We start from the raw sequence: 25,780 nt of genomic DNA, 5'->3' as shown, positions 1-25,780 counted from the left end.
ATCCGCCGGCCCGTCGTCCACCTGCCCGTCATCCACCGGTCAGGTCATCCACCGGTCGGGTCGAGCGCTCCGGCGGCCCGTGCGCGACCTCTCCGCCTGGGCCCGCAGCAGTCGGGCCGCCTCCTGAGCGTCCCGCAGGCGGGCCGTCACGGTCTTGTCGGCCCCGTTGTCCACGTGCACGCCGGCGAGGCCCCACACGCGCTGCCAGGGCCCCTGCCGCAGCCGTACGCTCTGCACCTTCGCGTGCGGTACCAGCGCGAGCCGGCGCCGCAGCAGTCCGTGCCGCGCGGCGAACACCGCGTCGGTGACGGCGATCCCGTGCCCGCGCCACCACACCGGCGCGCACCACCGGGCGCGCCGCGGCGGCCGGAGCAGTTCGGTGGCCTGCGGCACCGTCACCCCGGGCAGGACCCGGGCGATCACCGACTCGGCGACCTCCCGCGGAGCGACCGGCAGCAGCACGGAGTTCGACGACCCGGCGACGTCCAGCTCGACCCGCACCCAGCCGCGCCGGCGCCACAGCAGCGGTTCCACGATCCGCACGGTCTGCACCCGCCCCGGCGGCACCGTCTCGTGCGTGCGGTCCAGCAGTCCCCGGTCGATCCGCAGCCCGTCGGGCGATTCGCTCACCAGCCAGTCGTACTCGGCGGCGAAGCGCCCCGCGCTGTTCGCCACGGCGCTGCCGAGCAGCGGCAGGAAGGTGGCGAGCACCGTCCACAGGCTGTGGGTGGCCAGCCACAGCAGCGGCGGTACGACGGCGGCGGCGACCAGCGATCCCCAGGTCGCGCCGGTCAGCAGCAGCGAGACGGCGATCACGCGCCCGGGTACGCGCACCAGCTCCCGCGCGGGTGCCTCGCCGACCTCGTGCGCCGTCTCGGGCGCGAACCCGGCCGCGCGCGCGAGCAGTTCGGCGCGCAGCGCCCGGGCCTCCTCCTCGCCGAGGAAGGCGAGTTCGTCCTTCTTGTCCGTCCCTACGACGTCGAGTTTCAGCTTGGCCACCCCCGCGACCCGTGCGAGCAGCGGCCGGGTGACGTCGACGGCCTGGATCCGCTCCAGCCGGATGTGCGCGGTGCGGCGGAAGAACAGCCCGGTACGGATGCGCAGTTCGGTGCCGGTCACCGCGAAGTGCGTGAACCACCAGGACAGGAAGCCGTAGAGGGCGGCCACGGGTATGACGACCGCGAGCCCGATCAGCAGCGTGGTCGTCGTCAGCCGCGTCAGGTGCCGCTGCGCCTGGTCGGGGTCGTGCACGGCCCAGCCCGTGAGCACGGCGACCGGCGCCCACGCCCGTCTCAGCGGCGTGACGGGATGCAGCCGCCGCTCGGTCACGGGCCGCCCGTCGCGCACGGCCGTGTCGCTCACGGCCTTCTCGGACATGTCCCCGTCGCTCACGGCCTCTTCGGGCACGGCTTCTTTGCGTAGGGCTTCTCCGCGTACGGCCTTTTCGCGTATGGCCTCTTCGTCCTCCGCCGCCGTCACAGCCCCGCCGATCGTGCCTCGCCGAGTTCGGTGAGCCGGTCGCGCAGCCGTTCCGCCTCGGCCGGGTCGAGGCCGGGGATGGTCGCGTCGGTCGCGGCGGCGGCCGTGTGCAGCTGCACGGTGGCCAGCCCGAAGTGCCGCTCGACGGGCCCGGAGGTGACCTCGACCAGCTGCATCCGCCCGTAGGGCACGACGGTCTCCCCGCGCCGCAGCACACCCCGGCTGATCAGCAGGTCGTCGGCGCGCTCGGTGTACCGCCACGAGCGCCAGTTGCGGCCCAGCAGCACCCAGCCCCATGCCATCACCGCCAGCGGCAGCAGCGCGAACGCCGACCAGGCGGGACCGGCCAGCAGGCCCGGCAGCAGCCCCGCGGCCAGGGCGAACAGGCCCATCCACACCACCAGCAGCAACCGGCGCATCCGCAGCAGGCCGCGCGGCAGCGCTCTCCAGGCCGGCTCGCCGTCGGCCGCCGCCCGTTCGTCCTCCGGGATCCCCGTTTCCATGGGGCAAGCGTACGTACGAGAGACTGTGTCCATGACTCCCACGAAGGAGACCACGGTCGGGATCGGCGGCGCCGCGGAGAGCACCGACATGGTGCTCAACATCGGGCCCCAGCACCCGTCCACGCACGGTGTTCTGCGGCTGAAGCTGGTGCTGGACGGCGAGCGCATCATCCGTGCCGAGCCGGTGATCGGCTATATGCACCGCGGCGCGGAGAAGCTGTTCGAGGCACGGGACTACCGTCAGATCATCATGCTGGCCAACCGCCACGACTGGCTGTCGGCCTTCTCGAACGAGCTGGGCGTGGTCCTCGCCGTGGAGCGGATGCTCGGCATGGAGGTGCCCCCGCGCGCGGTGTGGACGCGCACCCTGCTCGCCGAGCTGAACCGGGTGCTCAACCACCTGATGTTCCTCGGCTCCTACCCGCTGGAGCTGGGCGGCATCACCCCGGTCTTCTACGCGTTCCGGGAACGCGAGGTCCTCCAGAACGTCATGGAGGAGGTCTCCGGCGGCCGGATGCACTACATGTTCAATCGCGTCGGCGGCCTGAAGGAGGACCTGCCGGCCGGCTGGGCCACGCGTGCGCGTGCCGCGGTGGCCGCCGTGCGCTCGCGGATGGACGTCTTCGACGACCTGGTGCTCGGCAACGAGATCTTCCGGGGCCGCACCCGGGGCGTGGGCATCCTCTCCCCGCGGGCCGTGCACGCCTACGGCGTGAGCGGTCCCATCGCGCGCGCCTCGGGCGTCGACTTCGACCTGCGCCGCGACGAGCCGTACCTGGCGTACGCGGAGGTGCAGGACACGCTGAAGGTGGTCACCCGGCAGGAGGGCGACTGCCTGGCCCGCTTCGAGTGCCTGCTGGAGCAGACCCACAACGCGCTGGACCTCGCCGACGCGTGTCTGGACCGGCTGGCCGAGCTGCCGCCCGGCCCGATCAACCAGCGGCTGCCGAAGGTCCTCAAGGCACCCGAGGGGCACACGTACGCGTGGACCGAGAACCCGCTCGGGATCAACGGCTACTACCTGGTCAGCAAGGGTGAGAAGACCCCGTACCGGCTCAAGCTGCGCTCGGCGTCGTACAACAACATCCAGGCGCTCACCGAGCTGCTGCCGGGCACGCTGGTGGCGGACATGGTGGCCATCCTGGGGTCAATGTTCTTCGTGGTCGGGGACATCGACAAGTAGGGCCGCCGCGTCCGCCTCCGCGAGGCCGACAGGCTGCACCAGCCAGCCGAAGTCGCCGAGCCCGCCCGCCGCGGTGAGTTCGGCGGCCTCCCCGGCGCGTGCGAGGGCGCGTACGTACTCCGAGGGGTGCGTGGAGGCGAGCGTGAGCGGGGGGCGTTCGCCGGTGATGCCCAGGGCGTGCAGGGCCTCGCGCTGGGTCAGCAGTCGGGCGCCCGGAGGCGCGCACGCGGCGCAGGCGTCCAGAGCGACGTGCGCCGTGATGTCGCACGAGCCGTCCGGCACGGGCGCCGTCTCCCGGCCTTCCCGGAAGCCGGTGAGCGTTCCGAAGGGCGGTCGCGCGCCGGCCGTGTGCGCGTAGTCGACGGCGACCGCGAGGCCCCGCTCGACCCGCGAGACCGCGTCGGCCCAGGCGGTGTCGCGGGGCAGCCCGATCTCCGCGCGCAGACCCTGCTCGGCGGGCAGCGGCCACCACCGGGCCAGCCACCGCGCCTGCGCCCCCGACAGCGGCTCCCCGAGCCGTTCCGCGCCGTCACGCCGGACCAGGACCCGCCGGGGTACGCCCGCGGAGTCCACCTCCGCGACCTCCAGCGGCACGTTGTCCAGCCACTCGTTGGCGAACAGCAGCCCGGTGATCCCCCGCGGGGCCTGCCCCGACCATGCGATCCGGGCGTCCAGGCCCTCCGGCCGGGCGGCGATCTCGACCGCGTGCACGCGCGTGCGTGCCGCCACGTCCGCCGGGAGCGCGCCGAGCACGCCCGTGGCCAGCTCGCCCCGCCCGGCCGCCATGTCGACGAAGTCGAGCGCCGCCGGGCGGCCCAGCGCCACGTCGACCCGGCACAGCAGCCGCGCCACGGCCGCCGCGAACAGCGGCGAGGCGTGCACGGACGTACGGAAGTGACCGGCCGGGCCCTCGGGCCGCCGGTAGAAGCCGTCCGGCCCGTACAGGGCCTCCTCGGTCGCCGCCCGCCAGCCGTGCCACTCCCCGGCCCGGCCCTCCGCCGCGCTCTGCGCCGTAGTGCGCCGGGTGCTGCCGGCCGTGGTGCGCGCGGTGCTGCCCGCCGTGTCGTCCGCCACCCCGACAGACTAGGGTCCGTCCGGCGGAGCGAGGCGCACAAGTGATCACTGCCTCCACCTTGGGGAGTACGAGGGGCCCGTACGGATCGGCCCTTCGGTTGACCCCCACACCTGTGCCGCTTCCCTACTCTGGGTTACGTGCAGCGCCTCTATGACTTCCTCCGCAGGCACCCGATGTGGGTGGACGGCTCCTGGGCCCTCATCCTCCTCGGGCTTTCCGGCGTGAGCGTGTCGAGCATCAACGGGGCGCCCGGCCACCACGGTTCGGTCGGCGCGACCCTGGCGCTGTCCCTCGTGCTGTGCGTGGTCGTCGCACTGCGCCGCCGGGTGCCGGAGAAGATGCTGGTGCTGGCGGGCGCGGCGGGTGTGGCGCAGCTCGTCCTGGACGTCGAGACGATGGTCGCCAACTTCGCCATGCTGGTGATCATCTACACGGTCGCCGCGATAGGCGCCCGCTGGGCCTCCCGGTTCGCCCTGGCCGGCGGGCTGTGCGCGGCGACCCTCGCGCAGATGCGCTGGCCGCAGCACGACGCGAGCGCCCTGGGCAACGTCGCGATAGCCGTCTTCCAGACGGTGCCGTTCGCCCTCGCCTGGGTGCTCGGCGACTCCATGCGCACCCGCCGCGCCTACTTCGCGCAACTGGAGGAGCGCGCCGCCCGTCTGGAGAAGGAACGCGAGGCGCAGTCCAAGGTCGCGGTCGCCGCCGAACGCGCCCGGATCGCGCGTGAGCTGCACGACGTGGTCGCGCACAACGTGTCGGTGATGGTGGTGCAGGCCGACGGCGCCGCCTACGTCCTGGACGCCGCGCCCGACCAGGCCAAGAAGGCCCTGGAGACGATCTCCTCCACCGGTCGCCAGGCCCTCGCCGAGATGCGCCGCCTGCTGGGCGTGCTGCGCACCGGCGAGCACCAGGAGAGCGGCGAGTACGTGCCCCAGCCCGACGTCGACCAGATCGAGGACCTGGTCGAGCAGTGCCGGGGCTCCGGACTGCCCGTCGACTTCCGGATCGAGGGCACCCCGCGCCCGCTGCCCAGCGGGGTCGAGCTCACCGCGTACCGCATCGTGCAGGAGGCCCTCACGAACACCCGCAAGCACGGCGGACCCAACGCGGGCGCGAGCGTGCGTCTGGTCTACTTCGACGACGGCCTCGGACTGCTCGTCGAGGACGACGGCAAGGGCGCGCCGCACGAGCTGTACGAGGAGGGCGGCGCCGACGGCGAGGGGCACGGCCTGATCGGCATGCGCGAACGCGTCGGCATGGTGGGCGGCACCCTGGACGCGGGTCCGCGTCCCGGCGGAGGCTTCCGCATCAGCGCCCTGCTGCCGCTCAAACCGGTGCACTGACGCCGGCGCACATCCCGCGGACCCCGGTCACGCACCCGCCCGCCGACGACGAACGCACCCGAACCGCCGATGACGAACGGAAGAGGACCCCGATGACGATCCGCGTGATGCTCGTGGACGACCAGGTGCTGCTGCGCACGGGATTCCGGATGGTGCTCGCCGCCCAGCCGGACATGGAGGTCGTCGCGGAGGCGGGCGACGGTGTCGAGGCCCTCCAGGTGCTGCGCGCCACCGCCGTCGACGTGGTGCTGATGGACGTGCGCATGCCGAAGCTGGACGGTGTGGAGGCCACCCGCCGCATCTGCTCCGAGCCCGACCCGCCGAAGGTGCTCATCCTGACCACCTTCGACCTCGACGAGTACGCCTTCTCCGGGCTGAAGGCGGGTGCCTCCGGGTTCATGCTCAAGGACGTGCCGCCCGGCGACCTGCTCGCCGCGATCCGTTCCGTGCACAGCGGCGACGCCGTCGTCGCGCCCTCCACCACCCGCCGGCTGCTCGACCGGTTCGCCCCGATGCTGCCCACGGCCGGCAAGGAGCCCCAGCACAAGGAGCTCCAGCGGCTCACCGAGCGCGAGCGCGAGGTCATGGTCCTGGTCGCGCAGGGCCTGTCGAACGGCGAGATCGCCGCCCGGCTGGTGCTGTCCGAGGCGACGGTGAAGACCCACGTGGGCCGCATCCTGACCAAGCTGGGGCTGAGGGACCGGGTGCAGGTGGTGGTCCTGGCCTACGAGACGGGGCTCGTCCGGGCCGGCGGACACGGCTGAACGGCGTACGCGGCCGTCGGTAGGGTCTGCGCATGCTCCTGTGGATCAACGGCCCCTTCGGGGGCGGCAAGACACAGACCGCACACGAGATCCAGCGCCGTCTGCCCGGCAGCGTCGTCTGCGATCCCGAGCATGCCGGGTTCGGCCTGCGCCGCATGCTGCCACCCGGACTGCGCGCGGACTTCAGGGACTTGGTGGCCTGGCGGCAAGGGGTGGTGGAGGTCCTGGACCTGGCCCTCACCCGGCACGAGGGGGTCGTGATCGCCCCCATGACCGTCACGGACTCGGGTCAGTTCGCCGAGACCGTCGGGCGGCTGCGCGAACTGGGCCACGACGTACGGCACTTCACGCTCCTCGCGGAACGCGAGACCGTTCTGAAGCGGCTGCGGGAGCGCGGGTTCGGGCACCTTGTCGGGTATGTCGCCGGGAAGAACTCCGGTCCGGGCCGGGAGAGCTGGGCCGTGCGGCAGCTCGACGACTGCCTCGAGCGGCTGCGCGAGCCGGAGTTCGCCGAGCACCTGTGGACCGACCACTCGACCGTGCCGAAGACCGCGGACCGGATCGCCGTCCTGGCCGGCCTGACGCTGCGGCCCAACACCGAGGGCCCGCTGCGGACACGGCTGCGGCAGGCGAAGGTCGGTGTCCGGCACATCCGGTTCGACGGGCCCCGGCGCACGCCGGACTCCGGCTCAGGTGACTAGCGCAGCACGCCTTCGAGGAAGTCGCTGCCCAGCCGGGCGACCATCGCGACGTCCAGTTGGTGCAGCACGTACCGCCCCCGGCGCCGGGTGGTGACCAGGCCCGCCTTCTTCAGCAGGCTCAGATGCCGGGATATCTCCGGCGCGGTCATGCCGTGCACCTGGGCCAGCTCGCTGGTGGTGAACGCGCTGCGGGCCAGGCTGCGGCACAGCCGCATCCGCACCGGGTGGGACAGGGCGGTCATCCGTAGTGTCAGCTGCTCCACCGAGGGCGGGGCGGCGAGCTCCGGGGAACCGACCGGGTAGTGCAGCACCGGCTGCCAGCCGTACCGGTGCAGCACCATCAGGTGGGGCCAGCCGAGGCTCGTCGGCACGAGCAGCAGGCCGCCCTCCGCCGTGGCCGTGCGGCCCTCGCCCAGCTTGTCGACGGTGATCCGGCCGCCCGCCTCGTCCAGCGTCACCGCCGGGGACACCGCCGCAAGGGCCTCGGCCAGGCCCTTGCGGCGCAGCAGCTCCGTCTTGTGCCGGGTGTCGGCCGCGAGCTGGTGGCGCAGCCGGGACCAGGTCTGCGCGAAGAACGCCTCGTCGCAGTCCTCGAGGAACTGCCGCAGCCAGGCCCTGATGCGCGGCGGGTCGGCCAGCAGCCGCTCGGTGAAGCGCACCTGCTGCGGCCCGCGCGCCGCGGCCAGCTCCACGGCGCGGCGGCGAAGACCGGCGTCGGCGAGCGGTCCCGGGCCCGGCAGGCCGTACGGCAGGGCGCAGGTGAACTCCAGGGCGGCGTCCACGAACTGCTCGTCGGACAGCTTGTCGAGGATGTCCAGTTCGTCGGCGAGCGTCGCGCCCGGGAGCGTGGAGCCGCCGGGCACGCCCGCGCACGGCAGGAAGAGGTCGGAGAACGTCGTCCGCCACAGGAAGTCCGCCTCGCACATCCGGTCGGCCAGGTGCGAGTCGAGCCGGGCGGTGACGCCGGTGACCCAGCCCTGCAGACCGGGGTGGTGTCCCGGCTCCGACAGCGCGTGCAGCGCCATGCAGAGCTCGGCCAGGGGCGCGGGCACGACGGCCACCCTCTCCGGCCGCAGCCCCGCGATATCGATCCGCACGCTCATGCCCCCATGGTGCCCGCCCCCACTGACAACACTTCCGCCCGCCGCCCAGAACCGCCCCGCCCACGCCCGGCCCGACCCCCACCGACGAGCACGGCGGCCCGCCCCGGCCCGGCACCCGCGCCTGTCCCGGCCAGCACCCGCACCTGCCCCGCCCGCCGCCCGCGAGCGGCTGGTGGGGGGGCGAACAGCAGGATTGCCGGGCCTGTACCGGCGCCTTGGCGCAGTCTTGGGACGCCTGGCGTGGCGGTTCCGCCGGCGCCCGCCGCCCCCGACCGTCCGCCGACGCCGGGCCCTGCCCAGGGCCGACCGACGACGCGGTGACCCACCCACGCCGGACACTCGCGCCCTCCCACGCCGGGCCCGAGGGTGGCAAGTGGTGCGCGCGAGCCGAGGGACGGGCGGCGTTCTGGGCGGTGTCCCGGCACAGACCCGGGACGCCGGGCGTGGCGGAACGGCCCACGCCCGCCGCTTGTCTCCGGCCCGCCCGGCCCGCCGGCCCGTCGCCCGGCTCGCTGCCCGGGCCCAAGCCGCCCCGTCGCCGCAGCCGTCGTCCGTGCCGGGCCCAAGCCGCCCCCGCCGCCGCGGCCGTCGTCCGTGCCGCGCGCTGCCCGCGGTCGGCGTGCGCGGGCGGCACGTGGTGTGCGAGCCGAGGGACGGGCGGCGTTCCCCGTGGTGTCCCGGGTGGTCGTCCGGACCGCGGGTGGAGGCGGCTCGGTGGGGCTGGTGGGTTACTCGTCAAGCTCCTTGGGGAGGCGGGCGGTGAAGTCGGCGACCGCTGCTCGCACGTCGGCCGCGGTCCAGGCCAGGCCCTCGGCCCGGACGGAGACCTCGGTGCGGGCCAGGCGGGGGGCCGGGGCGTCCCAGCCGCCGGTGAAGAGCATCGTGCCCGTCTCCTCCGCGGTCCGGATCGCGGTCCGGGCGACCGCCTCGGCGTCGTACGGCAGCCAGACCTGGAACTCGTGGGTGTGCGGCTCGGCCGGGTGGACGTGGCTCCAGGGCAACCCCGCCGCGGCGAACCCCTCGCGCAGCGCGGCGGCCACCACGCGCGCGTGCCGCACGTACTCCGGCAGCCGGGGCAGCTCCCGCTCCAGCCCGGCCAGTGCCGACAGCGCCGTCGGGAACTGCTGGAAGACGTTGCCGCCGTACCGGTGCCGCCAGGCCTTGGCCTCCTCCACCAGCTCCCGCGGCCCGGCGAGCGCCGCGCCGCCGTAACCGGCGAGGGACTTGTAGAACGACACGTACACGCTGTCGGCCAGGTCCGCGATCTCCTCCAGCGGCCGGCCGAAGTGCACGGTGGACTCCCACAGGCGCGCGCCGTCGAAGTGCACCACCGAGTCCCGCTCGCGTGCCGCGTCCACGAGCTCGAGGAGCTCCTCCCACGTGGGCAGCAGGAACCCGGCGTCCCTGAGGGGCAGTTCGAGCATCAGCGTCCCGAAGGGCTCGTCGAGGGTGCGCACCTCCTCGGCGGTCGGCTGGCGCGGCTCGCTCGTCACCCGCACCGGCCGCAGCCCGGCGACCTGGCTGAAGGCCTGCCTCTCGTGCACCTCGGGATGGGCCAGCGCGTGCAGCGCGACCGCCGGGTTGCCGGTGCGGCCCGCCCAGCAGCGCAGGGCCACCTGCTGGGCCATCGTGCCGGTCGGGAAGAAGGCGGCGGCCTCCTTGCCGAGCAGGCCGGCGACCTTCTCCTCCAGGGCCTCGACGACCCCGTTGCCGTACATGTCCGACGCCTCGTCGAGGTCGTACACCTCCCGCGCGCCGTCCAGCAGCGCCAGCCGCTCCCGGAGCGTCCCGAGGAACGCGGGGCGCGCCAGCACGCGCTCCGCGCTCCGGCACGCGGCCGCGCGCCGTTCCCGGAGCCGCTTGTGCCGCTCCCCGTCCGGGACCCGCTCTTCGGGCCGTACGTCTCGTGCGTCCTGCTCCGCCGTATCACTCATGTCTCGGATCATCGCGCGTCCGGGACACGGCGGTCACCCGCATTTCCCGCCCCGCGGCCCGTCGTCTGCCGCCCCGCGGCACTGTGGGCCGACCCACAGCCTGTGGACGACCGGACCGCCCCCGGAACCGATCGCGTTAACATGACGAGAAATCGTCCGGTACCCCGAGCGGACTGGAACGGGAAGGTCACCGTCGCGTGAGTAGTAGCCAACAACCAGACCCCAGGGACCGCCCCGCACGGCTCACCGTCGGCGTCGTCGGCGCCGGCCGGGTGGGCCCCGCCCTCGCCGCGTCCCTCCAGCTGGCCGGGCACCGCCCGGTGGCCGTCTCCGCGGTCTCCGACACCTCCAGGCGCCGTGCCGGGCTGATGCTCCCCGACGTACCCGTGGTGCCGCCCGCCGACGTGCTCGAGCGATCCGACCTGGTGCTGCTGACCGTCCCCGACGACACCCTGCCCGGACTGGTCGCGGGCCTCGCCGAGACCGGTGCCGTACGGCCCGGGCAGCTGCTCGTGCACACCTCCGGGCGGTACGGCGCGAAGGTGCTGGACCCCGCCCTGCGCGCGGGCGCGCTGCCGCTGGCCCTGCACCCCGCGATGACCTTCACCGGCACGCCCGTGGACGTGCAGCGGCTGGCCGGCTGCTCCTTCGGCGTCACCGCTCCCGCGGAGCTGCGGCTGGCCGCCGAGGCCCTGGTCATCGAGATGGGCGGCGAGCCGGAGTGGATCGCCGAGGAGATGCGCCCGCTGTACCACGCGGCGCTCGCGCTCGGCGCCAACCACCTGGTCACGCTGGTCGCCCAGTCCATGGAACTGCTGCGCGAGGCCGGCGTCGAGGCCCCCGACCATATGCTCGGCCCGCTGCTCGGCGCCGCCCTGGACAACGCCCTGCGCTCCGGCGACGCGGCCCTGACCGGACCGGTCGCGCGAGGGGACGCCGGCACGGTCGCCGCCCACGTCGCCGAACTGCGCCGGCACGCCCCGCAGACCGTCGCCGGCTACCTGGCGATGGCCCGCGCCACCGCCGACCGCGCGCTCGCCCACGGCCTGCTCAAGCCCGAGCTGGCCGAGGACCTGCTGGGGGTACTCGCCGGAGGCACGAACCTGCCCGAGAACGGGGAAGACCGATGAGCCGTCGCATGTTCGAACTCGCCCCCACGGTGGACGATCTGGAGTACGTGCGCGACCACTACGCGGTCCAGGGACGCACCGCCGTCGTCATGACCATGGGCGCCCTGCACGAGGGCCACGCCGCCCTGATCCGCGCGGCCCGCGAGCGCGTCGGCCGCAAGGGCTTCGTGATCGTCACCGTCTTCGTCAACCCGCTCCAGTTCGGCGCGGGCGAGGACCTCGACCGCTACCCGCGCACCCTGGAGGCCGACCTCAAGGTGGCCGAGCAGGCGGGCGCCGACGCCGTGTTCGCGCCGTCCGCCGAAGAGATCTACCCGGACGGCGAGCCGCAGGTCAGGATCACCGCAGGCCCCATGGGCGCACGCCTGGAGGGCGCCAGCCGGCCCGGGCACTTCGACGGCATGCTCACCGTCGTCGCCAAGCTGCTGCACCTCACCCGCCCCGACGTGGCCCTGTACGGGCAGAAGGACGCCCAGCAGCTCGCCCTGATCCGCCGCATGGTGCGCGACCTCGACATGGGGGTGGAGATCGTCGCCGTACCGACCGTGCGCGAGGACGACGGACTGGCCCTGTCCAGCCGCAACCGCTACCTCTCCCCGCAGGAGCGGTACACCGCCCTGGCCCTCTCCCAGGCCCTGTTCGCGGGCCGCGACCGGCACGCGGCCCAGGAGGCGCTGCGCGCGCGGGCCCGTGAGGTGCCCTCCACACGTGCGCGTGCCGAGGCCCTGAGCGCCCTCGGGGAGTCCCGCGCGGCGGCCGACGCCGCGGCCGTCGCCAAGGCCTCCCCGGGCGCCGCGGCGGCCGTCCGCGCGGCCGCCCAGCTGGTCCTGGACGAGGCCGCGCGCCTCGACCCGCCGCTGGAACTCGACTACCTGGCCCTGGTCGACCCGTCCGACTTCACCGAGATCGGCGACGGCTTCACCGGCGAGGCCGTCCTCGCCGTCGCCGCGCGGGTCGGGGCGACCCGGCTGATCGACAACCTCCCGCTCACCTTCGGAACCCTGGGAGCCGCCTCGTGACCAGCACAGGCATACGACTGCACGCGCCCGCGCCCGGCTGGTCCATCGCGGCGGACGTCGTGGTCGTCGGCTCCGGCGTCGCCGGCCTCACCGCCGCCCTGCGCTGCGAGGCGGCCGGCCTGACGACCGTCGTCGTCACCAAGGCCCGCCTCGACGACGGCTCCACCCGCTGGGCCCAGGGCGGCATCGCCGCGGCCCTCGGCGAGGGCGACACCCCCGAGCAGCACCTGGACGACACCCTGGTGGCGGGCGCCGGCCTGTGCGACGAGGAGGCCGTACGGATCCTCGTCACCGAGGGCCCCGACGCCGTACGCCGGCTGATCTCCACCGGCGCGCACTTCGACACCGACGGCGAGGGCGGCATCCAGCTCACCCGCGAGGGCGGCCACCACCGCCGCCGGATCGCGCACGCGGGCGGCGACGCGACCGGCGCGGAGATCTCCCGCGCCCTCGTCGAGGCGGTACGCGCGCGTGGAGTGCACACCGTCGAGAACGCGCTCGTCCTGGACCTGCTCACGGACGCCGAGGGCCACACCGCGGGCGTGACCCTGCACGTCATGGGCGAGGGCCAGCACGACGGCGTGGGCGCCGTGCACGCGCCCGCGGTGGTCCTTGCGACCGGCGGCATGGGCCAGGTCTTCTCCGCGACCACCAACCCGTCCGTCTCCACCGGCGACGGCGTGGCGCTCGCCCTGCGCGCGGGCGCCGAGGTCTCCGACCTGGAGTTCGTGCAGTTCCACCCGACGGTGCTCTTCCTCGGCGCGGACGCGGAGGGTCAGCAGCCCCTCGTCTCCGAGGCGGTGCGCGGCGAGGGCGCCCACCTGGTCGACGGCGACGGCGTGCGCTTCATGACCGGACAGCACGAGCTGGCCGAACTCGCGCCCCGGGACATCGTCGCCAAGGGCATCATGCGGCGGATGCAGGAGCAGGGCACCGAGCACATGTTCCTCGACGCCCGGCACTTCGGCGCCGAGATGTGGGAGCACCGCTTCCCGACGATCCTGGCCGCCTGCCGCGCCCACGGCATCGACCCGGTCACCGAGCCCGTCCCGGTCGCGCCGGCCGCCCACTACGCCTCCGGAGGCGTGCGCACCGACTCCCGCGGCCGGACGACCGTGCCGGGCCTGTACGCGTGCGGTGAGGTGGCCTGCACCGGCGTGCACGGCGCCAACCGCCTCGCCTCCAACTCCCTCCTGGAGGGCCTGGTCTACGCCGAGAGCATCGCCGACGACATCGCGCGGGAGCGGTCGGGGAACGGCCTGCACGCGCGCGTGCCGGAACCCGTTCCGTACACCGAGCGGCCCTCCCACCCCCTGCTCGCCCCCGAGACCCGGTTCGCGATCCAGCGGATCATGACCGAGGGGGCGGGCGTGCTGCGGTCCGCCGCGTCGCTGGCCCGGGCCGCCGACCAGCTGGAGCGGCTGCACGCCGAGGCCCGCTCGGCCCTGGAGGAGAACGGCAAGACCGCCGAGCCGGGCGTCGACACCTGGGAGGCCACGAACCTCATGTGCGTGTCCGGCGTCCTGGTCGCCGCCGCCCGGCTGCGCGAGGAGACCCGCGGCTGCCACTGGCGCGAGGACCGCGCCGAGCGGGACGACACTCACTGGCGCCGCCACATCGTCGTACGGCTGAACCCCGACGGCACACCCGCCGTGCACACCACGGACACCGCAGAGTTCCCCCCGACCCGCCCCGGGGCCCCGGCCCCGCGTCCTCTGGAGCAGTGACACAAGTGAGCAGCGAAGACCTTCCCCTCGCCCCGAGCGGCGGCTGCGGCGACGGCTGTGCCTGCGGCGCGGACGCCGACGAGGAGTACCTGGAGTGCGGGCTCGACCCCGCGCTCGCCCAGCTCCTGGCGGACGCCGGACTCGACCCCCTCGAGGTCGAGGACATCGCGAACGTCGCCATCCAGGAGGACCTCGACAACGGCGTGGACGTGACGACGGTCGCGACCATCCCCGAGGACGCCGTGGCCACGGGCGACTTCACCGCGCGCGAAGCGGGCGTGGTGGCCGGCCTCAGGGTCGCCGAGGCGGTGCTCTCGGTGGTCTGCACGGACGAGTTCGAGGTCGAGCGGCACGTCGAGGACGGCGACCGCGTCGAGGCCGGGCAGAAGCTGCTGTCGGTCACCACGCGCACGCGTGACCTGCTGACCGGCGAGCGCAGCGCGCTCAACCTGCTGTGCCGCCTGTCCGGCATCGCGACCGCCACGCGCGCCTGGGCGGACGCCCTGGAGGGCACCAAGGCGCGCGTGCGCGACACCCGCAAGACCACGCCGGGCCTCAGGTCGCTGGAGAAGTTCGCCGTCCGGTGTGGCGGCGGCGTGAACCACCGCATGTCGCTGTCGGACGCGGCCCTGGTCAAGGACAACCACGTGGTGGCGGCCGGCGGCGTGGGGCAGGCCTTCAAGGCCGTACGGGAGGCCTTCCCGGACGTGCCGATCGAGGTCGAGGTCGACACCCTGCACCAGCTGCGCGAGGTCGTGGACGCCGGCGCCGATCTGATCCTGCTGGACAACTTCACGCCCGGCGAGTGCGAGGAGGCCGTGGCCATCGTCGACGGCCGGGCACTGCTGGAGGCGTCGGGCCGGCTGACCCTGGGGAACGCCGGGGCGTATGCCGAGACGGGCGTCGACTTCCTGGCCGTCGGGGCCCTGACCCACTCCTCGCCGATCCTGGACATCGGCCTGGACCTGCGCGAGGCGGAGTGACGGCCATGCTTCTGACGATCGACGTCGGCAACACGCACACCGTGCTGGGCCTGTTCGACGGGGAGGACATCGTCGAACACTGGCGCATCTCCACCGACGCGCGCCGCACGGCCGACGAGCTGGCGGTGCTGCTTCAGGGCCTGATGGGCATGCACCCGCTGCTCGGCGACGAACTGGGCGAGGGCATCGACGGCATCGCGATCTGCGCGACCGTCCCGTCGGTGCTCCAGGAACTGCGCGAGGTGACGCGGCGCCACTACGGCGACGTACCCGCCGTGCTCGTCGAACCCGGCGTCAAGACGGGCGTGCCGATCCTGTTCGACAACCCCAAGGAGGTCGGCGCCGACCGCATCATCAACGCGGTGGCGGCGAACGAGCTGTACGGCGGCCCGGCGATCGTCGTCGACTTCGGTACGGCGACGACCTTCGACGCGATCAGCGCGCGCGGGGAGTACGTCGGCGGGGTCATCGCGCCCGGCATCGAGATCTCCGTCGAGGCGCTGGGCGTCAGGGCGGCGCAGCTGCGGAAGATCGAGGTGGCCCGCCCGCGCAGCGTGATCGGCAAGAACACGGTCGAGGCGATGCAGGCCGGGATCATCTACGGGTTCGCCGGGCAGGTCGACGGCGTGGTCAGCCGGATGGCCCGGGAGCTGGCCGACGAACCGGACGACGTGACGGTGATCGCGACGGGCGGGCTGGCGCCGATGGTGCTCGGCGAGTCCTCGCTGATCGACGAGCACGAGCCGTGGCTGACCCTCATCGGGCTGCGACTGGTCTACGAGCGGAACGTCTCGCGCCTCTGAGCGGGGCGGCGACACCTTCGCACGCCACACCCGCGCCTTATGTCGAATTTGTCTGATTAGCGCGTATCGTCGGCCTATGCCTACGCCATACGGAACCCGCGGCGGCATGGCGTTCGGCGCGGAGGAGCTGCCTGTGCTCCGCCGCGCCCTCGCCCTCGCCCTTCAGCCCCGTCCCGCCAGTGCCGAAGACGTGCAGGAGTGCCGCCGGCTCGCCGAGTCACTCGACGAGGCGATGCACGAGGGTGTCCGGCTGCGCGCGTTCCTGGTGGCCGATCTCGCCCGGTACCGCGCCGCCCTCCCCGGCGCGGCCGCCGGCTACCTCGTGCTCCTCGCCGACTGCCTGGACGCGGGCCACCGGCCCACGGCCGACGACCTGGCCGCCCTGGGTGCCCTGCGCGGCGCCCCGGCCGCCGCGACCCTCCTGCGCCGCTGCCGGACGCTCACCCCGCCCGTGGCGCCCCCTAGCGAGTCGGCCTCCGCGCACCCGGTCCCGGCCGCCCACCCGGCCCCCGCCGAACCGCCGGCCCCGGCCGCCCGGGCCGCCGCCCCGGTCCATCCGGCCGGCCCACTCCGCACCGGTCAAGGAGCCCCGTCGGCCGTCACGGCCTCCCTCGGCGTGCTTCAGGCGCTCATGGGCGGTCCGCCGGGCGGCCGGGGGGCGCAGCAGGAGGACGGCGGGGACGAGAAGCCCGCCCAGAAGCCCGCTGCGAAGCCGGGGGAGCGGCCCGCCCCCGCGCAGCCCGGGACGGCGCCCGCGCCGAAGCCCGTTCGGCGGCCCGTGCCCACGCCGGGCGAGGTCTTCCCACGGCGGAAGCCGGGCCCGCCCTCCGGGAAGCCGCAGCAGTGTCTCGCGGCGGTGTGACGCTCCGGACCACCCCGCCCCTGTTTGTCCCGCCGCCGTGACTACTCTGGATCCATGGACTACGTCTCCGCACTCGTTCCCCCGGTCGTCATGGCCGCGTTCTTCATCGCTCTGGTCAGGGTGATCGTGAAGACCCAGGGCGGGGCCGCCAAGGCCAAGGAGGACGCGGCCGTGGACGCCGCCCTCGCGCGCGCACGGAGCGGCTCCCAGACCTCCGGAGCCGGCGCGCCCACCGACGCCTGAAGCGGCGTACGGCCCCCGTGTGAGGACACCTCACCACGGGGTCGTACGCCCTTTTTGTTCGTGTTTGACACCGAAGGCGTATGTTCGGCACGCCATTGACGGGTTCTCCCACTAGGGTGCTGAGTTGTGCCTCGGCCCCTGGGAGAACTCGAAGACGCGGTCATGACGCGGGTGTGGAAGTGGAACCGCCCGGTGACCGTTCGAGAGGTCCTGGAAGACCTTCAGCGCGAGAGGTCCATCGCGTACACCACGGTGATGACCGTTTTGGACAATCTCCATCACAAGGGCTGGGTGCGCCGCGAAGCCGAGGGCCGGGCCTATCGATATGAGGCCGTCTCCACCCGCGCCGCCTACGCCGCCGCACTGATGAACGACGCCTGGTCCCAGAGCGACAACGCCGCCGCCGCTCTCGTGGCCTTCTTCGGGATGATGAGCGACGAACAGCGGCAGGCCCTGCGGGATGCCGTGCGCATCGTCGAAGGCACCGCCGAAGGCGCCATCCGGGGAACCGGTGCACCCGAAGTCGCCGGTGAAGTCCCGGATAGCACCCAAGCCCCGGATACCGTCCCAGCTCCGGAAACCCGTGACGAGAACCCCGGCTCGGCACGGGACGGCCGCGGGCGATAGCGTCCGCTCATGTCCGTAGAACGCCCCGAAGAGACCGCAAAATCCATCACCGTCCGACGGGCCCGGACCGGCGATGTCCCCGCAGTGCGCCGACTGCTGGACGCCTACGTTCGCGGGCGCATCCTGCTCGACAAAGCCACGGTGACGCTTTACGAGGACATCCAGGAGTTCTGGGTCGCCGAACGGGACGACAACGCCGAGGTCGTCGGCTGCGGCGCACTGCACGTGATGTGGGAAGACCTGGCGGAAGTGCGCACTCTCGCGGTGAAGCCCGGTCTCAAGGGCGCCGGGGTCGGACATCGGCTGCTGGAGAAGTTGCTCGAGACGGCACGCCGGCTCGGTGTTCGCCGCGTATTCTGCCTGACCTTCGAAGTGGACTTCTTCACCAAGCACGGCTTCGTGGAGATCGGCGAGACGCCCGTCGACGCCGATGTCTACGCGGAGCTGCTGCGTTCCTATGACGAGGGCGTCGCGGAGTTCCTGGGTCTCGAACGAGTGAAACCGAACACCCTGGGCAACAGCCGGATGCTTCTGCATCTGTGATCCACATTCCGGCCGGCCGGGCATGCCCGCGTTCCCTATGTCCGAAACGCGCATGTTTCCGGACGGGGTGAGTGCCTGGTCTCTCCCAGGGGTTTGTGTTTTTCCCGCAAAAGCGGTTTGCTTTCCGACGTACTGCTGCACTGCATATAACAGGGGACGGCGAATCGGCGGACACCGACCATCCCCGGTCCTCACGTTATCGATGAAAGGAAATCCGGTGGCACAGAAGGTTCAGGTCCTTCTTGTCGACGACCTCGACGGCGGCGAGGCGGACGAGACCGTGACGTTCGCGCTGGACGGCAAGACGTACGAGATCGATCTCACCACCGCCAATGCGGACAAGCTCCGTGGCCTTCTCGAGCCGTACCTCAAGAGCGGCCGGCGCACCGGGGGCCGCGCTTCGGGCGGACGTGGAAAGGCGCGTGCCGCTTCCGGCGGCAGCCAGGACACCGCGCAGATCCGCGCCTGGGCGAAGGAGAACGGCTACGAGGTCAACGACCGCGGCCGGGTCCCCGCGTCCATTCGCGAGGCCTACGAGAAGGCCAACGGCTGATCAGGGGCCTGTGCCGGGCCCTCGTGGAACGGGAACGGCTGGGCGCACGCGCGCCGCAGCCGGATCCGGTGGACGTGTGTCGCCACCGTGTCCACCAGACGTACGAGATCGGGGGTGCCCCCACCGGCCCCCACGGCCGACAGTGTCGGCAGCGAGGCCTCGACCTCGCACGCGGACCCGGGGGGCCGCAGCCACACGGCGGCCCCCTGTGAACCGGAGCGGCCGGGGCTGACCGGCCGCGGCCCGAGCGGACCGGCGCCCGGAGGCGGCGGCGCGTCCATCAGCGCGCCCGCGCCCAGGGCCACCAGGTCCAGGCCCAGCGCCGACGGGCCCCACTCCAGCCACTCCAGCAGCCCCGGCAGCTCCTCCGCGCTGCCCGCCGCCATCAGCAGCCGCATCCGGTCCCCCCGCAAGGCCACCGGAGAGCCGGGCCCCAGATGGCGCAGCGCCGCACGCCCGGCCTCGGCGGGCACGTCCAGGACGTCGAAGTGGCGGCCCACCACGAGTCGTACCGGTGCTCCGGGCACCGTGGCCCAGCCCAGTTCGTTCTCGTACCAGTGGCGCCGGCACAGCCGGTGCCGCGACTGCCGCCCCCCGTCGCCGGGGACCGGCGGCCGACGGGGAGACGGAACCGGAACGGGGACCGTGGAAGGGCTGCCGACCATGCCTGAGAAACCATCCGAAACGCGCTGGAGTTACGCTCGGTATCAGCGTGTGTGCGAAATGTCGCGGGCGAGAGGGGCGCGCGGGGGCGGGAAAGGGCGCAAGGTTGTTCGCCCATAGCTGAGGGAACCCGGTCACGCGGCATGCATGGTCAGTCGGTACGGGTAAGAGATGCCTAGTGGGAGGGGGCGACACGCAGGCGGCACCCGGGCAGCGGAGTCTCACGTTCGCCATCGGCGTACTGGCGACTGGGGTAACTGCCTGGCCTGCGGGAACATCGTCTCGCACCATCGGGTTGGAGCAGATGTCGGCGTTCGGGGTCAGGAGGCAGTGTTGGTTCTCGGTCCGGTGTCGGCAGTTGGAATGAGCGGTCCCCGCTTGCGGGACTAAGCTGCGGAAGGACAGGGAGGGGAAGTTCCCCCCACTGCCTGACCGCTCTGAGGAGCGATTAACGATGTTCGAGAGGTTCACCGACCGCGCGCGGCGGGTTGTCGTCCTGGCTCAGGAAGAAGCCCGGATGCTCAACCACAACTACATCGGCACTGAGCACATCCTCCTGGGCCTGATCCACGAGGGTGAGGGTGTCGCCGCCAAGGCCCTTGAGAGCCTCGGGATTTCGCTCGAGGCGGTCCGCCAGCAGGTGGAGGAGATCATCGGCCAGGGCCAGCAGGCGCCCTCCGGCCACATCCCCTTCACTCCCCGTGCCAAGAAGGTCCTGGAGCTGTCGCTCCGGGAGGCCCTTCAGCTGGGCCACAACTACATCGGCACGGAGCACATCCTGCTCGGCCTGATCCGTGAGGGCGAGGGCGTCGCCGCCCAGGTCCTGGTCAAGCTGGGCGCAGACCTCAACCGGGTGCGGCAGCAGGTGATCCAGCTGCTCTCCGGTTACCAGGGCAAGGAGACCGCCACCGCCGGCGGCCCTGCCGAGGGCACCCCCTCGACGTCCCTGGTCCTCGACCAGTTCGGCCGGAACCTCACGCAGGCCGCTCGCGAGTCCAAGCTCGACCCGGTCATCGGGCGCGAGAAGGAGATCGAGCGGGTCATGCAGGTGCTGTCCCGCCGTACCAAGAACAACCCGGTGCTGATCGGTGAGCCCGGCGTCGGCAAGACCGCCGTCGTCGAGGGCCTCGCCCAGGCCATCGTCAAGGGCGAGGTGCCCGAGACCCTCAAGGACAAGCACCTCTACACCCTCGACCTCGGTGCCCTGGTCGCCGGCTCCCGCTACCGCGGTGACTTCGAGGAGCGCCTGAAGAAGGTGCTCAAGGAGATCCGCACCCGCGGCGACATCATCCTGTTCATCGACGAGCTGCACACGCTGGTCGGTGCGGGTGCCGCCGAGGGCGCCATCGACGCGGCGAGCATCCTCAAGCCGATGCTGGCCCGCGGTGAGCTGCAGACCATCGGTGCCACCACCCTGGACGAGTACCGCAAGCACCTGGAGAAGGACGCGGCCCTGGAGCGCCGCTTCCAGCCCATCCAGGTCGCCGAGCCGTCCCTGCCGCACACGATCGAGATCCTCAAGGGTCTGCGCGACCGGTACGAGGCGCACCACCGCGTTTCCATCACCGACGAGGCGCTGGTCCAGGCCGCCACCCTGGCCGACCGGTACATCTCGGACCGCTTCCTGCCGGACAAGGCGATCGACCTGATCGACGAGGCCGGCTCCCGGATGCGCATCCGCCGGATGACCGCGCCGCCGGACCTGCGCGAGTTCGACGAGAAGATCGCCGCGGTCCGCCGGGACAAGGAGTCCGCGATCGACTCGCAGGACTTCGAGAAGGCCGCCTCCCTGCGCGACAAGGAGAAGCAGCTCCTGGCCGCCAAGGCCAAGCGGGAGAAGGAGTGGAAGGCCGGCGACATGGACGTCGTCGCCGAGGTCGACGGCGAGCTGATCGCCGAGGTCCTCGCCACGGCCACCGGCATCCCGGTCTTCAAGCTGACCGAGGAGGAGTCCAGCCGCCTGCTCCGCATGGAGGACGAGCTCCACAAGCGGGTCATCGGCCAGGTGGACGCCGTCAAGGCGCTCTCCAAGGCGATCCGCCGTACGCGTGCGGGTCTGAAGGACCCCAAGCGTCCGGGTGGCTCGTTCATCTTCGCCGGCCCGTCCGGTGTCGGTAAGACCGAGCTGTCCAAGGCGCTCGCCGAGTTCCTCTTCGGCGACGAGGACGCGCTGATCTCCCTCGACATGTCGGAGTTCAGCGAGAAGCACACGGTCTCCCGCCTCTTCGGTTCGCCCCCCGGCTACGTGGGCTACGAGGAGGGCGGCCAGCTCACCGAGAAGGTGCGCCGCAAGCCGTTCTCGGTCGTCCTGTTCGACGAGGTCGAGAAGGCCCACCCGGACATCTTCAACTCGCTGCTGCAGATCCTGGAGGACGGTCGCCTGACCGACTCCCAGGGCCGGGTCGTGGACTTCAAGAACACGGTCATCATCATGACGACCAACCTCGGCACCCGGGACATCTCCAAGGGCTTCAACCTGGGCTTCGCGGCCTCGGGCGACACGAAGACCAACTACGAGCGCATGAAGAACAAGGTGTCGGACGAGCTCAAGCAGCACTTCCGGCCCGAGTTCCTCAACCGCGTCGACGACGTGGTGGTCTTCCCGCAGCTGACTCCGAACGACATCCTGCGGATCGTCGACCTGATGATCGGCAAGGTGGACGAGCGGCTGAAGGACCGGGACATGGGCATCGAGCTCTCCCAGTCGGCCAAGGAGCTGCTGTCCAAGAAGGGCTACGACCCCGTTCTGGGCGCCCGGCCGCTGCGCCGGACCATCCAGCGCGAGATCGAGGACACGCTGTCGGAGAAGATCCTCTTCGGTGAGCTGCGCCCCGGTCACATCGTGGTCGTGGACACCGAGGGCGAGGGCGAGTCCCAGACCTTCACCTTCCGCGGCGAGGAGAAGTCCGCGCTGCCGGACGTTCCGCCGATCGAGCAGGCGGCCGGAGGGCCCGGGCCGAACCTGAGCAAGGAGGCGTAAGCCTCAGCGGCAACCGAGAGGGGCCGGCGCCTTCGGGCACCGGCCCCTTTCGCGTGCCCGTGTGCCAGCGGCCGAGGGGGCCGCCCGTGAGACGGGGGCCACATGGCCTCGGTCACAGGGAAAGAGGGCCCACCCCCGCTCACCGGTGACATGGCACACAAGCGCTCCGACCCGTACTACGGTGCTTAGTGGGGGACAGGGGCTGAAAAAGCGGACATTTAAGACAGTGAAATGGTACGAAACGGGTCCTCTGCAGGGCATTTGTCCAGAATGGGGGAGACGTCAAGAGGCGTACGACACTGCCCCCTCTTACTACGTTCCGTCGTAGTGGGGGTGTTTGAGCGGCGGTGACCGGCGGGGTTACCAAGGGATGGCCCGCCCGGCGAAGGCACATGCGTCCGGGTGGTCCTCATGTCCCCCACCCCCAGAGGTTTCGATGTTCCAGCGCGCCACGTCCCGTTCCGCCCGTACGACCAAGCTCCGTACCCGCGCCGCCGTCCTGGCCGCCGGTCTGGGGGTCTCCGTCGCCATGGGTGCGGGAGTAGCGTCCGCCGCCGGGACCACGGCGGCCCCCCACGCCGCCGTCGCGCAGGCTGCCGCCTGGACGGCGCCGGTGAAGCAGTTCGCGCTCAGCGCCGGCTTCAACCAGGCCGGCGGTCACTGGGCACACAAGCACAGCGGCCAGGACTTCGCCGTGCCGACCGGCACCAAGGTCGTCGCAGCGAACGCCGGCACCGTCGTCAAGGCCGGTCCCAACGGCGCCGGTGACGGCCCCGCCTACGGCAACGCCGTCGTCATCAAGCACGCCAACGGCACGTACTCCCAGTACGCCCACCTCTCGCGCGTCGACGTGAGGATCGGCCAGGCCGTCGCCACCGGCCAGCACATAGCCCTGTCCGGCAACACCGGCAACTCCACCGGCCCGCACCTGCACTTCGAGATCCGTACCACCCCGAACTACGGCTCCGCGCTCAACCCGCTCGCCTTCCTGCGCTCGCAGGGCGTGGCCGTCTGACCGGCCGAACAGCGCACCGCACCGCCGCCCTGCCGACCAACGGCGGGCGGCGGACGCGTCAGGACTCCCGCGCGCCCCGGTGTGCCTGAGTCACCAGGTCGATGGCGACCTCGAGCACGGCCTTGCGCCGCTCCTCGGGGTCGCCTTCGATGTCCTGCATGACGAACATCCCGGCGTGCAGCGTGAAGATGGCGCTGACGCAGCGGACCTGGTCGGCCAGGTTCGCGCCCGGGTCGATGATGATGTCCCGCAGGCCGCGCATCCGGTCCTTGAAGGCGTCCCCGATGCGCAGCTCCCGCACGGTCGCCTGGTTCTCCTGCATGAAGCGGAACAGCGGCGCCGCGTCGGCGAGCGCCTGGTCGTAACGGCGGACGATCTCCTGCTTGGTCTCCAGTGTGTGCGGCTGCCGCCGCCCCCACTCGATCAGCTCCTCCATCGGACGCGTGAGGCTTTCGAACAGGCTGACGAGGATCTCTTCCTTCGTCTTGAAGTGGTAGTACAGGGCCGCCTTGGTGACGTCGAGGCGCTCGGCGATCTCGCGCAGGGAGGTCTTCTCGTAGCCTTGCTCGGCGAAGAGTTCGAGCGCCACGTCCTGGATGCGCTGGCGGGTGTTTCCGCGGCGCTGCTGCCTGGTGCCGTCCATCGTGACGTCCATCCTCGTACTCCTCGAGCTCCCTGGACACCTTGCCTGCCGGCTGGTCGGCAAAACTTACTTGACGACCGGCTAGCTGGAGGTCTACTTTCCAGAGTGTAGTCAACTTGCCGGGCGGCAAGTAAGTCCCAATCGACTGGGGGAGTAGGACGGATGGCGGACAGCGCGAAAGCCGGGCCGGAGACGGCTCAGGCCGGCAAACAACCCAGGAGCGTGCGGGTCGTCCTGCTCGCCCTCATGATCGCGATGATGCTCGCGATGCTCGACAACATGATCGTGGGCACCGCGATGCCGACGATCGTTGGTGAGCTCGGCGGCCTTCAGCACCTTTCCTGGGTGGTCACCGCCTACACCCTGGCCACCGCGGCGGCCACCCCGCTGTGGGGCAAGCTCGGCGACATGTACGGGCGCAAGGGCGCCTTCATGACCTCGATCGTCATCTTCCTGCTCGGGTCCGCGCTGAGCGGCATGGCCCAGAACATGGGCGAGCTGATCGGCTTCCGCGCCGTCCAGGGCCTCGGCGCGGGCGGTCTGATGGTCGGTGTGATGGCCATCATCGGCGACCTGATCCCGCCGCGGGAGCGCGGCAAGTACCAGGGCATGATGGCCGGCGTCATGGCGCTCGCGATGATCGGCGGCCCCCTGGTCGGCGGCACGATCACCGACAACTGGGGCTGGCGCTGGTCCTTCTACATCAACCTCCCCCTCGGCGCGGTGGCACTCGTCGCGATCAGCGCCGTACTGCACCTGCCGAAGAAGCGCTCCCAGGCGCGGATCGACTACCTGGGTGCCGTGCTGCTGACCGTGGGCATCAGCTCCATCGTGCTCGTCACCACCTGGGGCGGTACGGAGTACGCCTGGACCTCCGCGCGGATCATGGAGCTCATGGCGATCGGCGTCGTCGCGCTCGTCGGGTTCGTGCTCTGGCAGACCAAGGCCGCCGAGCCGATCGTGCCGCTGCACATCTTCCGCAGCCTGAACTTCAGCCTGATGTCGCTGATCGGCTTCATCACCGGCTTCGTGATGTTCGGCGCGGTGCTGTTCCTGCCGCTGTACCAGCAGTCGGTGCAGGGCGCCTCCGCGACCAACTCCGGTCTGCTGCTCCTGCCGATGCTGGCCGCGATGATGGTCGTGTCGCTGATCGCGGGCCGGGTCACCACCAACAGCGGCCGGTACAAGGTCTTCCCCATCGTCGGCAGCGTTCTGATGATCGCCGGGCTGTACCTGCTGTCCCTCATGGACACCGGCACCACCCGCCTCACCTCCGGCCTCTACATGGCCGTCCTGGGGGCGGGCATGGGCTGCCTGATGCAGATCACCATGCTGGTCGCGCAGAACAGCGTGGAGCTGAGGGACATGGGCGTGGCCTCCTCGTCCACCACCCTCTTCCGTACGCTCGGCTCCTCCTTCGGTGTCGCGATCATGGGCGCGCTGTTCAACAACCGCGTCCAGCACGAGATGGCCGAGCGGGCCGGCGCCCTGGGCCGCGGGATCACCGAGCAGTCCGCGCAGCTGGACGCGGCGAGCCTCGCCAAGCTGCCGGCCCAGGCCCGCGAGGCCTACCAGCACGCGGTGTCCGCCGGCACGCACTCGGCGTTCCTGCTGGGCGCCGTGGTGGCGGTGGTCGCGCTCGTCGCGGCGGTGTTCGTCAAGGAGGTCCCGCTGAGGGGAGCGGGACCGGCCACGGGGGACCGCGCCGACGCGGGCGAGGCGCAGGCACGTCAGGACGTGGCGGAGGCCGTCTGACCGCCCGAGCCGAACGTGGGTGACCGAGGGGCCCGTGGAAGTCCGCCGGAAGCGGATTTCCACGGGCCCCCGGCATGTCCGCCCCGGCCCGCGGCCGTCCGCCCTCCTCTGCCGCAGGATCACGGCGGGGGCGGCCCCGTCCGCCACGC

At 72.2% G+C, this 25,780-nt stretch carries 24 protein-coding genes; 17 read left to right on the top strand and 7 right to left on the bottom strand.

Going from position 1 to position 25,780, the window contains the following annotated elements:
* Window positions 1-39 precede the first annotated feature (39 nt).
* Window positions 40-1,377, bottom strand: a complete 1,338-nt coding sequence (locus TNCT6_RS13430; protein ID WP_141366384.1) for a PH domain-containing protein — start codon at window positions 1,375-1,377, stop codon at window positions 40-42.
* Window positions 1,378-1,475: 98 nt separating this feature from the next.
* The gene (locus TNCT6_RS13425) at window positions 1,476-1,982 is read right to left on the bottom strand and encodes a PH domain-containing protein (RefSeq protein WP_141359593.1); all 507 of its coding nucleotides are present in this window, start codon (window positions 1,980-1,982) and stop codon (window positions 1,476-1,478) included.
* A 31-nt stretch (window positions 1,983-2,013) separates the two neighbouring features.
* On the opposite strand from TNCT6_RS13425, the gene TNCT6_RS13420 reads away from it, so the two are divergent.
* The gene (locus TNCT6_RS13420; RefSeq protein ID WP_141359592.1) at window positions 2,014-3,165 is read left to right on the top strand and encodes an NADH-quinone oxidoreductase subunit D; all 1,152 of its coding nucleotides are present in this window, start codon (window positions 2,014-2,016) and stop codon (window positions 3,163-3,165) included.
* Here the strand turns inward: TNCT6_RS13420 and TNCT6_RS13415 are convergent.
* On the bottom strand, window positions 3,130-4,239 hold the full coding sequence (locus TNCT6_RS13415; RefSeq protein WP_141359591.1) for an SAM-dependent methyltransferase: 1,110 nt from the start codon (window positions 4,237-4,239) through the stop codon (window positions 3,130-3,132). The two genes, TNCT6_RS13420 and TNCT6_RS13415, sit on opposite strands and share 36 nt — an antisense overlap.
* Window positions 4,240-4,377: 138 nt before the next feature.
* Here TNCT6_RS13415 and TNCT6_RS13410 point away from each other — a divergent pair, with 138 nt between their 5' ends.
* The 3 genes from TNCT6_RS13410 to TNCT6_RS13400 all read left to right on the top strand — a co-directional run bounded on the left by TNCT6_RS13410 (window position 4,378) and on the right by TNCT6_RS13400 (window position 7,048).
* Window positions 4,378-5,583 carry a sensor histidine kinase gene (locus tag TNCT6_RS13410; RefSeq protein WP_141359590.1) on the top strand — a complete coding sequence of 402 codons (1,206 nt, stop codon included), beginning with the start codon at window positions 4,378-4,380 and terminating at the stop codon, window positions 5,581-5,583.
* Between the two features lie 92 nt (window positions 5,584-5,675).
* Window positions 5,676-6,347 carry a response regulator transcription factor gene (locus TNCT6_RS13405; RefSeq protein WP_141359589.1) on the top strand — a complete coding sequence of 224 codons (672 nt, stop codon included), beginning with the start codon at window positions 5,676-5,678 and terminating at the stop codon, window positions 6,345-6,347.
* A gap of 32 nt (window positions 6,348-6,379) precedes the next feature.
* Window positions 6,380-7,048, top strand: coding sequence for an AAA family ATPase (locus TNCT6_RS13400; protein WP_141359588.1), 669 nt, complete (start codon window positions 6,380-6,382; stop codon window positions 7,046-7,048).
* Here the strand turns inward: TNCT6_RS13400 and TNCT6_RS13395 are convergent.
* Both TNCT6_RS13395 and TNCT6_RS13390 read right to left on the bottom strand, forming a co-directional pair.
* The gene (locus TNCT6_RS13395; protein WP_141359587.1) at window positions 7,045-8,151 is read right to left on the bottom strand and encodes a DUF5937 family protein; all 1,107 of its coding nucleotides are present in this window, start codon (window positions 8,149-8,151) and stop codon (window positions 7,045-7,047) included. The genes TNCT6_RS13400 and TNCT6_RS13395 overlap by 4 nt on opposite strands.
* 728 nt (window positions 8,152-8,879) lie before the next feature.
* Window positions 8,880-10,085 (bottom strand): low specificity L-threonine aldolase, encoded by a 1,206-nt coding sequence (locus TNCT6_RS13390; protein ID WP_141359586.1) that lies wholly within the window; start codon window positions 10,083-10,085, stop codon window positions 8,880-8,882.
* Window positions 10,086-10,282: 197 nt separating this feature from the next.
* Between TNCT6_RS13390 and TNCT6_RS13385 the strand changes: the two genes are divergently transcribed.
* The 10 genes from TNCT6_RS13385 to TNCT6_RS13340 all read left to right on the top strand — a co-directional run bounded on the left by TNCT6_RS13385 (window position 10,283) and on the right by TNCT6_RS13340 (window position 18,575).
* Window positions 10,283-11,215: a Rossmann-like and DUF2520 domain-containing protein gene (locus TNCT6_RS13385; protein WP_141359585.1), complete on the top strand. Its 933-nt coding sequence runs from the start codon at window positions 10,283-10,285 to the stop codon at window positions 11,213-11,215.
* Between the two features lie 8 nt (window positions 11,216-11,223).
* Window positions 11,224-12,234 carry a pantoate--beta-alanine ligase gene (gene panC / locus TNCT6_RS13380; protein WP_141366382.1) on the top strand — a complete coding sequence of 337 codons (1,011 nt, stop codon included), beginning with the start codon at window positions 11,224-11,226 and terminating at the stop codon, window positions 12,232-12,234.
* Window positions 12,231-13,961, top strand: coding sequence for an L-aspartate oxidase (locus TNCT6_RS13375; protein WP_141359584.1), 1,731 nt, complete (start codon window positions 12,231-12,233; stop codon window positions 13,959-13,961). The genes panC and TNCT6_RS13375 overlap by 4 nt, the downstream gene beginning before the upstream one ends.
* 5 nt (window positions 13,962-13,966) lie before the next feature.
* Window positions 13,967-14,944: a carboxylating nicotinate-nucleotide diphosphorylase gene (gene nadC / locus TNCT6_RS13370; RefSeq protein ID WP_141359583.1), complete on the top strand. Its 978-nt coding sequence runs from the start codon at window positions 13,967-13,969 to the stop codon at window positions 14,942-14,944.
* A 5-nt stretch (window positions 14,945-14,949) separates the two neighbouring features.
* Window positions 14,950-15,747 carry a type III pantothenate kinase gene (locus tag TNCT6_RS13365; RefSeq protein WP_141359582.1) on the top strand — a complete coding sequence of 266 codons (798 nt, stop codon included), beginning with the start codon at window positions 14,950-14,952 and terminating at the stop codon, window positions 15,745-15,747.
* Between the two features lie 76 nt (window positions 15,748-15,823).
* A complete protein-coding gene (locus TNCT6_RS13360) occupies window positions 15,824-16,609 on the top strand; it encodes a hypothetical protein (RefSeq protein WP_141359581.1) in 786 nt (261 codons plus the stop codon).
* A gap of 54 nt (window positions 16,610-16,663) precedes the next feature.
* A complete protein-coding gene (locus TNCT6_RS13355; protein ID WP_141359580.1) occupies window positions 16,664-16,852 on the top strand; it encodes a hypothetical protein in 189 nt (62 codons plus the stop codon).
* A 162-nt stretch (window positions 16,853-17,014) separates the two neighbouring features.
* Window positions 17,015-17,479 (top strand): BlaI/MecI/CopY family transcriptional regulator, encoded by a 465-nt coding sequence (locus TNCT6_RS13350; RefSeq protein WP_253266097.1) that lies wholly within the window; start codon window positions 17,015-17,017, stop codon window positions 17,477-17,479.
* 9 nt (window positions 17,480-17,488) lie between these two features.
* The gene (locus TNCT6_RS13345) at window positions 17,489-18,022 is read left to right on the top strand and encodes an amino-acid N-acetyltransferase (RefSeq protein ID WP_141359578.1); all 534 of its coding nucleotides are present in this window, start codon (window positions 17,489-17,491) and stop codon (window positions 18,020-18,022) included.
* A 217-nt stretch (window positions 18,023-18,239) separates the two neighbouring features.
* A complete protein-coding gene (locus TNCT6_RS13340) occupies window positions 18,240-18,575 on the top strand; it encodes an Lsr2 family protein (RefSeq protein WP_141359577.1) in 336 nt (111 codons plus the stop codon).
* On the opposite strand, the gene TNCT6_RS13335 is transcribed toward TNCT6_RS13340, so the two are convergent.
* Complete coding sequence (locus TNCT6_RS13335; RefSeq protein ID WP_141359576.1) at window positions 18,554-19,240, bottom strand: SCO3374 family protein; 687 nt, start codon at window positions 19,238-19,240, stop codon at window positions 18,554-18,556. The genes TNCT6_RS13340 and TNCT6_RS13335 overlap by 22 nt on opposite strands.
* Before the next feature lie 452 nt (window positions 19,241-19,692).
* On the opposite strand from TNCT6_RS13335, the gene TNCT6_RS13325 reads away from it, so the two are divergent.
* Both TNCT6_RS13325 and TNCT6_RS13320 read left to right on the top strand, forming a co-directional pair.
* On the top strand, window positions 19,693-22,218 hold the full coding sequence (locus TNCT6_RS13325; RefSeq protein ID WP_141359575.1) for an ATP-dependent Clp protease ATP-binding subunit: 2,526 nt from the start codon (window positions 19,693-19,695) through the stop codon (window positions 22,216-22,218).
* Window positions 22,219-22,654: 436 nt separating this feature from the next.
* A complete protein-coding gene (locus tag TNCT6_RS13320; RefSeq protein ID WP_141359574.1) occupies window positions 22,655-23,233 on the top strand; it encodes a M23 family metallopeptidase in 579 nt (192 codons plus the stop codon).
* Between the two features lie 58 nt (window positions 23,234-23,291).
* Here TNCT6_RS13320 and TNCT6_RS13315 read toward each other — a convergent pair whose 3' ends face one another.
* Window positions 23,292-23,888, bottom strand: coding sequence for a TetR/AcrR family transcriptional regulator (locus tag TNCT6_RS13315; RefSeq protein WP_141359573.1), 597 nt, complete (start codon window positions 23,886-23,888; stop codon window positions 23,292-23,294).
* A 150-nt stretch (window positions 23,889-24,038) separates the two neighbouring features.
* Between TNCT6_RS13315 and TNCT6_RS13310 the strand changes: the two genes are divergently transcribed.
* Window positions 24,039-25,631 (top strand): MDR family MFS transporter, encoded by a 1,593-nt coding sequence (locus TNCT6_RS13310; RefSeq protein ID WP_141359572.1) that lies wholly within the window; start codon window positions 24,039-24,041, stop codon window positions 25,629-25,631.
* Window positions 25,632-25,780: the final 149 nt, after the last annotated feature.

The organism is Streptomyces sp. 6-11-2 (genome assembly GCF_006540305.1).
GTDB lineage: Bacteria > Actinomycetota > Actinomycetes > Streptomycetales > Streptomycetaceae > Streptomyces.
The sequence above is the reverse complement of the archived record's forward strand: the minus strand, read 5'-3'. Positions and strand labels throughout refer to the sequence as shown.